The organism is Acetobacter estunensis, from assembly GCF_019083805.1.
Classification (GTDB): domain Bacteria; phylum Pseudomonadota; class Alphaproteobacteria; order Acetobacterales; family Acetobacteraceae; genus Acetobacter; species Acetobacter estunensis_A.
On record NZ_JAHRDV010000002.1, the window covers coordinates 38,723 to 51,774 of the forward strand.

Below are 13,052 nucleotides of genomic sequence, written 5' to 3' on the forward strand. Positions count from 1 at the left end.
ATCAGGAAGAGGCGGCCTTTCCGGTCGCCTTTTCTTTTTCCGCTGGTACTTTTTCCGTTAGTGGAGGGAGCGGAAGCAGGGAGACATCGTCTTCCTCGTCTTCGACATCCTCAGGCGGAGACAGATCGACCGCAGCGGTTCCGGGGCGCGGCAGGTCGGCTGCTTCCATCAGAAGTTCCTGTTCCTGAAAATCAAGCTGTCGCCCGATGGTGCGCTCTGTCACGTCGTTGATGGAGTTGTCGTTCAGCAAAGAATTCAGCACGCGACGTTGAAGCCGCAGAATACGCAGGCGCAGGGCGATTTCCTCGCGCTTGTTCTTCACGCTGGCCATGCGACTGCCATCGGGGTCGGCCGCTGAGGTGTCGAGGCGACGCAGGCGGTCCGTATATTCCGCCATCAGCAGGGTGACGGCGTCGTTGCCGCGCGCGGCGTTGGGTGGCCTGCGTGCCTGCTCGGCCTGCAGGGCGGCAATGGCCGAGCGGGTGAGGGCGATGCGTGTTTCGTTCAGTTCATGCTGAGCAGGAGTCTCGCCTTCCTGCTGGGGCAGAAGGCGTAGCACGCTAGGAAGCAGAAAGGTCGCCATCAGCAGGGACACCACGATGACGCCTGTTGCCAGAACGACAAGAACGGTACGTCCCGGAAATTCGTTTTCAGGAGGGAGTGAGACAATGGCGGCCAGAGTCACCGCGCCTCGTGTCCCGGCGAGGGTCAGCACAAGCACACCACGCCATGACGGCATGGCCTGCGCCCTGTGCGTGAAACGGCCGATGAAATGAAGGATCGTGGCGTTGGCCGTGATCCAGACGGCGCGCAGCACGCATAACGCGGCTTGAAGCCCCAGAATGGTCAGCAGAAGCAGCCATGGTGACAGCCCTTCGGACTTCACGATGTCTACAGCTTCGCCAATCTGCTGGGGAAGCTGAAGCCCGAGCACGACGAACACCAGCCCGTTGAGCGTGAACCCGACTTCCTCCCATGTCATCGACGCTCTGAGCCGTGTCTCGATCCGTGTCTCGCTCATGACACCCGAGATACGGATGGTGATGCCACCCGCGACGGCCGCGAGAATGCCTGAACATTCTATCTCTTCCGCAGCGAGATAGATGAGATAAGGCATCATCAGCGACATCAGGATGTGGCTTGGTGCATCGTCGTAACCGCGACGGATAAAGCGCAGTTCGATCTGTGCGAACAGCCATCCCAATGTGATGCCGACAATCAGACCGCCCACTGCGACATAAACGAAGTTGCTCGACGCCGCCTTGAGCGAAAAAAGCCCCGTCGTGGCGGCTGCTACGGCCACCCGGAAACACACGAGACCCGAGGCGTCGTTGAGAAGCGCTTCTCCCGTGAGGATCTGCACGATGCGGGCGGGCGCCTGCGACGTGGCGAGAATGCTGCCCACCGAAACAGCGTCCGTGGGCGAGAGGGCACCGGCAAGAGCCATGCCGGCGGCAGGGGTTATGGCGGGCATGATCCAGTGGGCGGCGTAACCGCCGCCGATCGTACTGAAGACGACAAGACCGATGGCCAGCGAGAGAATGATCGTCCGCAGTTCACCGAATTCGCGCAGCGGAATGCTGTAGGCGTCCATGAACAGCAGGGGAGGAATGAGCAGAAGCAGGAAAAGCTCGGAGGAGAGCGGCAGATGAAAGCCCAGCAGGCTGGCGATCATCCCGGCTGCTATCTGGATCAGGGGAAGCGGGACAATACGTGGGAGCACGCGGCCGACGATGGCGCTCAGGGCCGTCATGGTGAGCAGCGTCATGGCAATGAGAGTGGGATACATCGGGTCTCGCAGCACGGGTGACCGTACGGTTGGGCAGAGTTGTGCAGTATGTTCTCAATGGACAGGAAAGCGTTTGCAGACCAGCCCCTTGATGGTTTGTCAGGCTCTCCCATTGACCCCGCAAGTGGGCGTTCCCATTATTTTCATTAAGAGATTGTAGTGACAGCGCGCGTTGCGTGAGCAGCCGTTGCCTGTGTTCTGCGATTGACGGTCGGTCTGGAGGCCTGTGCGGGTTTTCCCTGCCGGCAGAGAATGAAATTTCGCGGTGAGATACACCGCGCAGGTGGGGAGCGCAGGGACATATGGCACAGGAAGGTCCGGCGGCACAGTTTCTCAGACCAAGGCTGGAAGCACTTGTGGCTGAGGCGTCGAAAAATGGCATTACGCCGGATGTGAGTGTGGCTGTCCTGCTCGATCTGCTTGATACGGAAAGCTTTGGCGTGACAACGCCAGAAGGAGGAGACGAGTGAGCGCAGGCGATCCATACAAGGTACTGGGAGTCGCGCGAACCGCGAGTCAGGACGAAATCCGCAAGGCCTATCGCAAGCTGGCGCGAAAGTACCATCCGGACCTCAACCCCGATAACAAGGAGGCGGAGGAAAAGTTCAAGGCGATCGGAATCGCCAACGATATCCTCTCGGACGAAGCCAAACGTGCGCGGTTCGACCGGGGCGAGATCGATGAGAACGGGCAGGAGCGCGCACCGCCGGGGTACGGAGCGCATGGAGGCTACCGGGACTTCGGTGAAGGTGCTGGTGGGTTCCAGCACGCGGGCGGAGCGCAGGGTTTTTCCCCTGAAGATCTGAGTGATCTGTTCGGCGGCATGTTTGGCAATCGGGGCGGCGGAGGACGCCGGTCGGCTGGGCCGCGAGCGGGGCAGGACCGGACCTATAATCTGACCGTGTCCTTTCTTGATTCGGTGCAGGGCACGACATCACGGGTTTCGCTTCCCGGTGGCGCCACGCTGGATGTGAAAATCCCACCCGGAATTGAGAATGGACAGGTTCTGAGACTGCGCAGCAAAGGCGGTGCGGGCGTTCAGGGTGGTCCGCCGGGTGATGCGCTGATTACCATCACTGTGACACCCGACGCGCGTTACACGCGGGAAGGCCAGGATCTGCGGCAGCGTCTGCCAGTGGATCTGCGCACGGCTGTTCTTGGTGGCCCAATTACCGTACCGACGCCTTCCGGCGCGGTGAAGATGAACGTGCCAGCCAACTCGGATACGGGCACGGTTCTGCGCCTGCGTGGACGAGGGGTGAAGGAGCATGGCAAGCATCCCGCAGGTAATTTGTATGTCACGCTGGAAGTGCATGTGGGCAAGGCCGATGACGCGCTGCGCGAGTTCCTGAGCACGCACGGCGAGGCGACCGCAAAAGGAGACGCTGGAAAGGAAGAAGTCTGAGAAAAATCTTTGGCGGCCGAGGCTTTGGGGTCTCGGCCGTCCGAAACAGAGTTTAGGACGTCGCAGGCTCAGCCAGAAGGATGGGCTTGCACAGGCGGATCACTTCATCGCGCACCACCGGATAGGACGGACGCGCATCGACCGTGACGGTGCGCGCGCCGCCGAATGTCAGCTTTAATGTGGCGGCGGCCTTCTTTTTCAGGGCGGCTAGGTCATGGTCTGGCTTGCGGCTGAGGGCAATCTCCGGATCAACATCCAGTTTGATCACCAGATCCGGCTTTACGGCCGCCATTTTCCTGTAAAGACGCAATTCGCTCCGTGCGAGAAATGCCACGAACCGACTGCCGGGCCGCGCGGCGGACAGACCGGGGCCATCGTAGAAGCCCGCCATCTCTGTCTGGGGATACCGATCCGTGATGACGGCAATGCCAAGCTTGCGGGCGTGCTGCATCTGAAGAAACCGGCGATAGCGCAGCAGTGAAAAAACGTACACCACAAGCGCTGTCAGCGGGCCGGGAATCTTTTCGCCGGGCGAGCGTGTTTTCTTCGCCTTGCGGGTGAGGCGATCTTCCAGAACGGGACCGATCAGCGGCAACTTGCCGATGCGCCGACCAAGGTCACCGCTGCCAAGTCCCAGATAGCAGGTGCGGGCCGGGCGATACTGGTTTAGGCGTTCCGCCAGTTCATTCGCAAGGGTCGATTTTCCCGTTCCGTCACAGCCGATGAGCGCGATCAGAGGACCAAGCGTCGGGACAGGCGAAGACGAGCCGGTCATGCTCAACATGCTGCAGGTGTCTCTGCGGAGCGGGCGTCATACTGATGGAATACGTTCTCGATCCCGGCCTTGGCCTGAGCCAGTACAGTGTCCAGTGGCTGGGTCGCGTCGATATCCAGTATGGGCGCGCCATTGAAACTGAGCTTCGGAACGTCCGCGACCTTACGTTCAAGAGATTCTACGCGGTGATCGGGTTTGCGCTTGACGGCCGTTTCCAGATCGACGTTCAGTCGGATCACAAGATCGGGCACATAACTGGCCATCCAGCCATAGAGGCCGAATTCCACCATGGCCAGCGCCTGCACGATAGAGCTGTTGCGTCTCGAAAAAGTAAGCGATGGACCATCCATCGGTCCCGGCACGGCAGTCTGCGGATAGCGATCCGTCAGAATGCATAGCCCCTGCCGATGCAATTGGAGCATGCGGCGGAAGCGGATGACCCGCCGCATGGACAGCGCGAATATTATGACGGCCTGTGGGAAATGGATTTCCTTTTCCTTGCGTGCCTTGCGCGTGGTGTGCAGCACGCTGCGGTCCATCTTTTGTCCAATGAGCGGCAGCTTTGCGATGGCGCGTCCCCAGTTGCCCGTCTGTTTGCCCAGATGACACATCTCAGTAGGGCGGCTCTCACGCATCCAGGCCAGAAGTTCTGTGCCGACCGTGGTTTTGCCACTCCCATCCGAACCGACGAGAGCGATAATGGGACTGGAAACGGACATGAAGTCAGGATGGCTCCTCAGTGGGGACGCATTGGCCGGACGTCCAGCCAACGGTCATGAAACTGTAATCTGTTACTGGATGGGGACAGGCGTGACCACCGCGTGCAGGGAAAGGCGGCTGCGCATTTCTGATGCCGGTGTGCGTTTATGCGGGATCCTGTTCGTTGCGACGTGATGGCCAGCGCAGGACGGGTTCGGTGCGGCCACCGTCTGCTTCGTTTTCTGGTCGAGGAGCGGGACGACGGGGTTCAGGGCGAGGCTCCGTTTCATGCCACGGCATGCGCCCGAGTGGCGTGCGGAGACCGATCAGCGGTTCTTCTGCCGACATTCTCGGTTCATGTGGGCGCGTGACGCGGGGTTCATAAGCGTCGGATACCCGGGGAACGGGACTGGTGGCTGGCGAAGGAGTTGCCCGTTGGGCGGGATGTGGTGTTTCTGTGCGCGGGAACGCCTGCTCCGAAGGATCTTCAGAAGTCGATTCATTGGCCTTCGAGAAGGGAGGTTCTTTCGTTTCCAGAATATCCGGTGGGAGAAGGGGAGAAGGCGCCATTCCGGCCGTACGGGTGCGGGGAGCCGCAGGACGGAATTCTGGGTCTGCGGGCGCGGGAGCCGAAGGTGGTGGCACCCATTCTTCCCGGCGTGGTGCGACAGCGGCTTCACGGTTCGTAGCGGAGGTTTCCGGTACGAGAGAGCCAACCCGCATGGCGATCACGCGTAGATCTGCACGCACGTCCTCAAGCTGCAGTTCGATTTCCGCCAAGCGCCCTTTTACGCCGAAAACGGCAAAAGGCATGAGCAGGAAAGCGATTGCGAGGACCGCAGCCAGTCCCGCGAGGAGAACCAGCGCCCATATCGGCAGCCAGTCGGGAAGGACAATAGACATTATAGGACGAATGCTCCCCAATGACGGCTCGACATCCACGGTCTTACGGTTGTGAAGTCCGGCTCATGATGCCGGATGGCGTCGATCTCCCGCAACTGCCATTGAAGGAGACGCCATCCGGGCAGGCTTACATGCCCAGTGCGCGACGATAGATGTCGAGAAGTGTTTCCTGTTCTTCTACCTCGGCAGGCTCCTGCTTGCGGAGCTTGATGATCTGGCGGATCACCTTCACGTCGAAACCAGCGGATTTCGCCTCAGCGAAGATATCCTTGATATCGCCCGCGAGCGCCTTACGTTCTTCTTCAAGGCGTTCGACGCGCTCGATGATGCTGCGCAGACGGTCTGCCGCAATGCCGCCAACGGCGGGATCATCCTCTTGAGACATCACGTCTTCCTCCTCGGGAGTTTGTCTGTTCTGCCGACGCTAAGGCCGGTGCGAAGGCGCGGGATTATCCTGTCAGAACCCTTGCGGTCAAATGAATGAAGCCATCCCCTTCCAGCTTTCTATCTGGTCAAGGGGGACGGAGTGTCATACCTGATCGGCGTTCAGGGAGGCGGGAGCGATGATCGACACCACGACCAACGACATGACGACCGGTTCCACACGGGATGCTTCCAGCGTGCAGCCTCCTATAGCACCTTTCGATTTTGTTATTGTGGGCGCCACGGGCGACCTGACGATGCGCAAGCTGCTGCCCGCTTTTTTCGAGCAGTTCTGTCGCGGTCGCATTGCGGGCGGCACGAAGATCATCGGTGCGGCCCGCTCCGATCTGACCGACGAGGCATATCGGCAGCGGGCGAAAGAAGGGCTGCAACAGTTCGCCGCCTCGGCAAAGAGCGCCCCCGAGAAAATCGAGGCGTTCCTGCCGTTTCTGCACTACGTCTCTCTCGACATGTCCGACCGTCACGCGGACTGGACCCGACTGACATCGCTTCTCGATCCGGGTGCGGAGCGGTCGCGCGTCTTTTATGTCGCAACGGCTCCGCGTCTGTATGTGCCGACAGCGGAAGCCATCGCGCATAACGGTCTCATTACGGACACCACCCGTCTCGTGCTGGAGAAACCGATCGGCACGGATCTGGCCAGCGCCGATGCGATCAATGACGGGGTGGGGAAGCATTTCCGTGAGGAGCAGGTTTTCCGGATCGACCATTATCTGGGCAAGCAGACGGTGCAGAACATCCTCGCCCTGCGCTTCGCCAATCCCGTGCTGGAACGTATCTGGGACGCCGATTCGATTGCCTGCGTCCAGATCACGGCGGCCGAGACGGTAGGAGTGGGCAAGCGCGGTCCGTATTACGACACGGCGGGCGCTTTGCGGGACATGGTGCAGAACCATCTGCTTCAGGTGCTCTGTCTTGTCGCCATGGAGCCACCAACGGCGCTCTCGGCCACCGATCTTCGCGACGAAAAGCTCAAGATTCTGCGCGCCCTCAAACCCATGACATCTGCAGGCGTCGCGCGGGACACAGTACGTGGGCAATATGTTGCGGCGGCGGTGAACGGCGAACAGATCCCGGGTTATCTGGAGGATCTGGGGGCGCCGGCCAGTCACACGGAAACCTGGTTGGCTCTGCGGACTGAAATCCGCACGCCCCGTTGGGCGGGTGTCCCGTTCTACATTCGCACAGGCAAGCGGATGGCGCGCAAGGAAACCGAAATCGTCATCCAGTTCCGTCCGCAACCTTGGCCGGTTTTTCAGGACACGCCCGAGCCCGGATTTTTGATTTTGCGCATCCAGCCCGATGAGGGTGTTTCCCTGTCGCTCTCGTCCAAGGATCCCACCGCTCCAGGCTTCCGCCTGCGTGAGGCACAGCTTGATGTCTCATATCCTCAGGCTTTCGGCGTGCGTTATCCGGATTCCTATGAAGATCTGCTGATGGCGGCCGTCGCGGGCGATCAGGTGCTCTTTATCCGCCGTGACGAGGTGACGGCTGCGTGGCAATGGGTGGAGCCCATTCTCAAAGGATGGGCGGCGGATGTGCGCCCGATGGAAACCTATGCCGCCGGGACGCAGGGGCCGGCATCTTCGGATGCCCTGCTGGCACGGGACGGGTTTGCATGGAAGGAATCGGCGATATGACGGACGACAACACAAGCGGCCCGCGTCGCTTTGGCAGCGGACCGTTTAAAGGACGCTCGCTCAAGCAGCACATTGGCCGGCGCCTTGTGCTGGTCCTTCCGTTGACTGTGCTGATGATTGTGCTGGCCAAGACCGGCGCGCTGGACCGGATGCTGGATCGTTACACCTTCAAGCCCATGAGTTGGTTCGATAACAACGCGCTCGTCCAGCATCTGCGTGTGACAGTCACCCATAACGGCATGACGGGCGACCGGGCTGACTGCCTTCTGTTCATCGTCAATGGCGACACACCGCCGCAAGCGACCCTGATCGACGTTATGGAAAAACATTCCGGCTCATGTCCGGTGCCCGATGGTTCGCTGCCCAAGCTCTTTACCCTGCGGGTGGACCGTCCAGCTCAACGGGTGGAAACCGATCAGGGAAGTCCGGGCTTTTTTCATCCCATTCCGCAGTAGGAACGCAGAGCCGGTTCGCATGGGTGGGTCTGGACGCGGCACGAGGTGTCCGGCACACCATGCGGGACTTGTCTGACACCCATGAAGGATCTCTCCATGCGCGCACGTCTTTCCGCTCTTGCTCTTGTGGCTGCGACCTGCGCGCCACTTCTTCCCGCTGTGGCGCAGGCCGCACCTGTGGCGGAGGAGAAGATCCCCGAGCGGCCCGCCAGCTTTTTGTCCGGCAAATGGACGTCCATGGGCAATGAGATAACGGTCATGGCCAATCGCGCCGCCGGTCCGGCCAGTCGGATCATGATCGAACTGCCGCACATGCTTCAGAAATCGGGAACAGCCCGCTTCACGCTTGCGCACAAGAGCGGCAATCTGTGGGTGGGTCAGGACGATCATCACGCGACTCTCACGTTCGAGCTGAAGTCCGACAATTTTGCTGAACTGACCATGACGGGCGACAAGCCGGACCATCACTTCGAGATGCCGTTCTCGCGTTTCTGAGGCGGAAAGTGGGGCAGGGACCGCTCTGCGTTCTTGCCCGCCATCCGGCCGTCCGTGTGGCCGCCGAAACGTGCTACGGGCAGACCGATGTGCCGCTGGCCGAAGGCTGGGAATCGTTCGCCGCCCGCCTTGCCGGGGAACTGGCTGCAACGGGCGTGCAGAGGATGTTTGTCTCTCCGTTGACACGGTGTCGCCTGCCTGCGGAATGGATCGCGACACAGGGCGCTGTGAAGGTCTTTCCCGACGACAGGCTGATGGAGTTGGATTTCGGAGAGTGGGAGGAACAGCCGTGGTCTCTTGTTCCCCGCGACAAGTTGGATGAATGGGCCGGAGACCTTGCGGGTTTCACCCCACCGGGCGGTGAGAGTGGCGACAGTCTGATCGCGCGAGTAACGGAGTTCTGGCGTGAACGTCTCTCAGACGGACCCATCGCCATTCTTTCGCATGGCGGTCCATTGCGGGTTCTGATGGCTCTTGCACAAGGACAAAAACCCGATCTGACACAGCCGGCACCTCCCTTGGGAGATATCGTCACCTTTGGGCGTATGTCGCCACCAGCACCAGCAATACAGCCAGTTCCGACAGAACCGCCGTCGCCCCCAGAAGATCACCGGTAAATCCGCCCATGGCGCGTAATGCGATGCGTCGGACAACAAGTGTCGCTCCCATGCTGGCCAGAAGGCTCATGACCATGACGCGGTCGGGCAACAGAAAAGCGGTGAGAAGCAGGAGCGTCAGCAAAGCCAGTCTGAGCGGACCGACCGGAAGCGGAAGGAGCGCTGCCGCCAAGCCGTCTTGCCGTGCCGCTGACGTCCAGCCCGCAATTATGAGCACGGAGGCGCGGGCGCATGCCCCTGCCACCGTAAGATAGGCAAGCAGATGTGCGGACGGAAGAGCGGCGATGCAGCCAGTCCGCAGGGCGAGCGCCATGATGAGAGCTGCGGCACCATAGGAACCGATACGGCTGTCACGCATGATCTCCAGACGACGTGCGAGCGTGCGCCCCGCCGCCAGCCCATCGGCGCTGTCGGCCAGTCCGTCCTCATGCAAAGCCCCGGTGACGATAAGCTGCGCGCTTACAGCGAGGAGCGCTGAGACGAGTGGGGGAAGTCCCGCCATCAGCGCCAGTTGCATGATGAGCGCCGTCAGGGCGCCGATACCGGCACCGACAAGGGGCCATAGGCGGATCGAGCGCCGCAGATCGACAGGCCCCGCCCAGCGCTCCAGCCAACTCAGGGGCAGCCGGGTGAACAGTCCCAGCGAGGCGAGAAGATCAGCGGCAAGGGCGCGCATGGTCTAATTGCCAATACCGGCATCGTTGAAGGTGTGCATCCCGTTGTGGCAGGCAATCGCTGCTCGCAGCAGGGGCACGACCAACGCGGCTCCCGATCCTTCTCCCAGCCGCAGTCCGAAATCGAGCAATGCCTTCTGGCCCAGCTTTGCTGTCAGACGCGTATGTCCCGGTTCGGCTGAATTGTGGCCGATGCGACAATGATCAAGCCCCTCCGCGTGCAATGCATAAAGGGGAGCCACGGCCGCCGTGCTAACGTAACCATCCAGCATGACCGGAATGTTCAGGTGTCGAGCAGCGATCACGGCCCCCAGCATGGCGGCCATTTCATGCCCGCCGAGACACTGTGCCACCGCCAGTGGATCGTCCAGCACGGCACGGTGCGTGTTCAGGCCGTCATTGATGACGTCGATCTTGCGGACCATTGAAGCATCGTCGCTACCGGCCCCCGGTCCGGCCCATTCGCGCCCGGTGCCGCCAAACAGACCAGCGGCAAGAGCGGCCGCGACGGTGGTGTTGCCGATTCCCATTTCGCCCACGCACAGCAGATCGCTTTTAGGATCGACCGCAGCGGCACCTGTATTCACGCAGCGCAGAAACGTGGCCTCATCCATTGCGGAAGCCTGTGTAAAATCGGCAGTTGGCTGGAGATTTTCCATTTCTACGACGGAGAGGCTGGCGCCAGCGCAGGCGGAAAGCTGATTGATGGCAGCCCCGCCATTGTGGAAATTACGCACCATGAGCGTCGTCACCTCAGGCGGCCACGCGGACACACCGCGTGCGACAATGCCGTGGTTTCCGGCGAAGACGATACATTGCACGCTCTCAAGCGTTGGCGTCGGTCGGCGTTGCCAGCCTCCAAGCCAGCGTGTCAGTTCCTCCAGACGGCCCAGACTTCCGGGCGGTTTGGTAAGTGTCGCGTCCCGTGCGGTAATCCGTTCAATGACGGCCATGTCCGCATGGGATGGAGTGAGGCAGGCGCTGCGGAGGGCGGAGATGTCAGAAAATGTGATGGCGGTCATGGGGTATTTCCATGCCGTTTTCGGAGAGGGAGAGCAATGATCGAACTTGTGCTGGGCGGCGCACGCTCGGGCAAAAGTCGCCACGCGGAATCGGTCATCCGTTCCTGTCCGGGGCCATGGACCTACATAGCCACGGGCCGCGCATGGGACGCGGAGATGGCCGAGCGCATTGCCCTGCATCGGGCCGACCGCGGAGACGGCTGGGTGACGGTGGAGGAGCCGGTGGATCTGCCGGGTGCGTTGGAGAAAGTGGAGGGTCAGCCCGTTCTGGTGGATTGCCTCACTCTCTGGCTGACCAATCTTCTTCTGGAGAACCAGGACATCGCAACGGCCACGGACGCGCTCATGCAGGTCATGGAACGTCGCGTGGCGCCGCTGGTGCTGGTGGGCAACGAGGTCGGGCTGGGAATCGTACCGGATAACGCGTTGGCGCGGCGGTTTCGTGACGAAGCAGGACGACTGCATCAGCGCGTGGCGGCAAGGGCGGACCGGGTTGTGCTGTGTGTCGCGGGAATCCCGATGACGATCCGCCGGGACGTCTGAGGTTTCAGGGGCTGTGTGGACTGATGGGTACAAGTCGGGCGGGCCTGTCGGGCGCAGCCACGACCACGGCGTTCTGTCGGAACAGCCGCGCCAGTCTGAAGGCGCGCGCAAGAGGCAGGGCGGCGGCGATCATGGGTTCGCACCACTGACCCAGGCGTCCCTCCCCGATGAAAAATGTGACATGGCGCAGGTGGCGACACAGCCGTTGAGTCATGCGGACATTCCACGCGTCTGGGTAGCGTCGTCCACCGGGATTGGCAGCACCAAGGAAGATGAATGTTTGTCCTTTCAGCCCGGATGTACGTTGCCCGATCCTCACTTCCAGCGGCCCCGCGCGGTAAATGGTCAGCCGATAGGCACGAAGCAGGGCTGGTGTGAGAGGCCGGATGCGGGCGGTCATGCGTCCTCGTCCGTTTCCTCGCCATAGCGGGAATTGCGGTGCACCCACACCGACATCAGCAGCCCGAACCCGATCATGACGTTGAGCATGGCGGACCCGCCATAGGACACGAGCGGTAACGGCACGCCCCCGACCGGGATCGCCCCCATGACCATGGAGAGGTTCACAAGGCAGTAGAGAAAGAAGTTGACCGATATACCCAGCGCAAGAAGCCGTCCGAAGCGGTTGCGGCTCCGAATGGCCATCATCATGCCGCCGAGAATAAGCACCAGCAGCAATCCAATGACAGCCACGCCTCCGGCATAGCCCCACTCTTCGGCGATGGTGGTGAAAATGAAGTCGGTTTGTTTTTCAGGCAGGAAGTTGAGTTGCCCCTGAGTGCCGTGCAGGTAGCCCTGTCCCCACATACCGCCCGAACCCAGCGCGATCTTGGACTGGATGATATTATAACCTGCGCCGAGAGGATCGTTCTCGGGGTGAAGGAAGGTGGTGATGCGGGCTTTCTGGTAGTCGTGCAGATGGGCGTAGGCGAGCTTCAGCAGAAACGGCACGGGAATGGCCAATAGAGCGATCTGCCACAGCCGCATCCCGGCAGCGAAAAACATGGATGCGCCGATGCCACCGATGATGACCGCTGTGCCGAGGTTGGGCTCCTTGAGAACCAGTCCGACAGGAATCAGCACCAGTATGGCAGGGACGATCAGCCGCAGCGGGTTCCCCATTTTCGCGTAAGGCACGCGTGCGAACCACGTGGCGAGCATGAGCGCCAGCGCTACCTTGGCGTATTCGGAAGGCTGCACCTGCGTGCCCGCGAGCATGATCCAGCGTTCGGCGCCTTTTCCCACATGTCCCATGCGCAGCACGGCCACAAGCAGAATGATGGACATTCCATAGAGGGGGATTGCCAGCTTGGTGAGGATGCGCGGCGGCAGCATGGCCAGCGTGATCATCGTCACCACGCCGAACCCGAAGCGCATGGCCTGCGGTCCCGCGAACGGACGCGCAGAACCGCCACCTGCGGAATACAGGGCGACATAGCCCACCCCCGCCAGCGCGCAGATGAGCAACACATAAAGCCAGCTGACCTGCCAGAGCTTGGAGAAGATGCGAAAGCTCGGCTCGGCACGCAGGAGGCGTTTGCGAAAGCGTCCTGCCGGGGCGGGCGTGGTCAAGGCGGTCCTCCCGAGGATG

At 61.3% G+C, this 13,052-nt stretch carries 16 protein-coding genes; 7 read left to right on the forward strand and 9 right to left on the reverse strand.

Annotated elements, in window-relative coordinates; all coding sequences use genetic code 11:
* Position 1 precedes the first annotated feature (1 nt).
* Positions 2-1,789, reverse strand: coding sequence for a Na+/H+ antiporter (locus KUA11_RS02945; protein WP_217408927.1), 1,788 nt, complete (start codon positions 1,787-1,789; stop codon positions 2-4).
* 302 nt (positions 1,790-2,091) lie between these two features.
* On the opposite strand from KUA11_RS02945, the gene KUA11_RS02950 reads away from it, so the two are divergent.
* Complete coding sequence (locus KUA11_RS02950; protein WP_166315407.1) at positions 2,092-2,259, forward strand: hypothetical protein; 168 nt, start codon at positions 2,092-2,094, stop codon at positions 2,257-2,259.
* Positions 2,256-3,194 (forward strand): DnaJ C-terminal domain-containing protein, encoded by a 939-nt coding sequence (locus KUA11_RS02955; protein ID WP_217408928.1) that lies wholly within the window; start codon positions 2,256-2,258, stop codon positions 3,192-3,194. The genes KUA11_RS02950 and KUA11_RS02955 overlap by 4 nt, the downstream gene beginning before the upstream one ends.
* Before the next feature lie 52 nt (positions 3,195-3,246).
* Here the strand turns inward: KUA11_RS02955 and KUA11_RS02960 are convergent, their stop codons facing one another.
* The 4 genes from KUA11_RS02960 to KUA11_RS02975 all read right to left on the reverse strand — a co-directional run bounded on the left by KUA11_RS02960 (position 3,247) and on the right by KUA11_RS02975 (position 5,956).
* On the reverse strand, positions 3,247-3,969 hold the full coding sequence (locus tag KUA11_RS02960) for a nucleoside/nucleotide kinase family protein (protein WP_217408929.1): 723 nt from the start codon (positions 3,967-3,969) through the stop codon (positions 3,247-3,249).
* 2 nt (positions 3,970-3,971) lie between these two features.
* Complete coding sequence (locus KUA11_RS02965) at positions 3,972-4,688, reverse strand: nucleoside/nucleotide kinase family protein (RefSeq protein WP_254454621.1); 717 nt, start codon at positions 4,686-4,688, stop codon at positions 3,972-3,974.
* Positions 4,689-4,833: 145 nt separating this feature from the next.
* On the reverse strand, positions 4,834-5,571 hold the full coding sequence (locus KUA11_RS02970) for a hypothetical protein (RefSeq protein ID WP_217408930.1): 738 nt from the start codon (positions 5,569-5,571) through the stop codon (positions 4,834-4,836).
* Between the two features lie 127 nt (positions 5,572-5,698).
* Positions 5,699-5,956 (reverse strand): DUF2312 domain-containing protein, encoded by a 258-nt coding sequence (locus tag KUA11_RS02975; RefSeq protein ID WP_217409191.1) that lies wholly within the window; start codon positions 5,954-5,956, stop codon positions 5,699-5,701.
* 202 nt (positions 5,957-6,158) lie between these two features.
* Here KUA11_RS02975 and zwf point away from each other — a divergent pair, with 202 nt between their 5' ends.
* The 4 genes from zwf (at position 6,159) to KUA11_RS02995 (ending at position 9,222) form a co-directional block, all read left to right on the forward strand.
* The gene (gene zwf, locus KUA11_RS02980) at positions 6,159-7,655 is read left to right on the forward strand and encodes a glucose-6-phosphate dehydrogenase (protein ID WP_217409192.1); all 1,497 of its coding nucleotides are present in this window, start codon (positions 6,159-6,161) and stop codon (positions 7,653-7,655) included.
* On the forward strand, positions 7,652-8,110 hold the full coding sequence (locus KUA11_RS02985; RefSeq protein WP_217408931.1) for a hypothetical protein: 459 nt from the start codon (positions 7,652-7,654) through the stop codon (positions 8,108-8,110). The genes zwf and KUA11_RS02985 overlap by 4 nt, the downstream gene beginning before the upstream one ends.
* A 96-nt stretch (positions 8,111-8,206) precedes the next feature.
* Entirely contained in the window at positions 8,207-8,605 is a 399-nt protein-coding gene (locus tag KUA11_RS02990; protein ID WP_217408932.1) for a hypothetical protein, read from the forward strand.
* 8 nt (positions 8,606-8,613) lie between these two features.
* Positions 8,614-9,222, forward strand: a complete 609-nt coding sequence (locus tag KUA11_RS02995; RefSeq protein ID WP_217408933.1) for a histidine phosphatase family protein — start codon at positions 8,614-8,616, stop codon at positions 9,220-9,222.
* Here the strand turns inward: KUA11_RS02995 and cobS are convergent.
* Positions 9,137-9,898, reverse strand: a complete 762-nt coding sequence (gene cobS / locus KUA11_RS03000; RefSeq protein WP_217408934.1) for an adenosylcobinamide-GDP ribazoletransferase — start codon at positions 9,896-9,898, stop codon at positions 9,137-9,139. The genes KUA11_RS02995 and cobS overlap by 86 nt on opposite strands.
* Before the next feature lie 3 nt (positions 9,899-9,901).
* Positions 9,902-10,918, reverse strand: a complete 1,017-nt coding sequence (cobT, locus tag KUA11_RS03005; RefSeq protein ID WP_217408935.1) for a nicotinate-nucleotide--dimethylbenzimidazole phosphoribosyltransferase — start codon at positions 10,916-10,918, stop codon at positions 9,902-9,904.
* A 36-nt stretch (positions 10,919-10,954) separates the two neighbouring features.
* Here cobT and cobU point away from each other — a divergent pair, with 36 nt between their 5' ends.
* Entirely contained in the window at positions 10,955-11,461 is a 507-nt protein-coding gene (cobU, locus tag KUA11_RS03010; RefSeq protein WP_217408936.1) for a bifunctional adenosylcobinamide kinase/adenosylcobinamide-phosphate guanylyltransferase, read from the forward strand.
* 4 nt (positions 11,462-11,465) lie between these two features.
* On the opposite strand, the gene KUA11_RS03015 is transcribed toward cobU, so the two are convergent.
* Positions 11,466-11,861, reverse strand: a complete 396-nt coding sequence (locus KUA11_RS03015; RefSeq protein ID WP_217408937.1) for a DUF3293 domain-containing protein — start codon at positions 11,859-11,861, stop codon at positions 11,466-11,468.
* On the reverse strand, positions 11,858-13,033 hold the full coding sequence (gene rodA, locus KUA11_RS03020; protein WP_217408938.1) for a rod shape-determining protein RodA: 1,176 nt from the start codon (positions 13,031-13,033) through the stop codon (positions 11,858-11,860). The genes KUA11_RS03015 and rodA overlap by 4 nt, the downstream gene beginning before the upstream one ends.
* Positions 13,034-13,052: the final 19 nt, after the last annotated feature.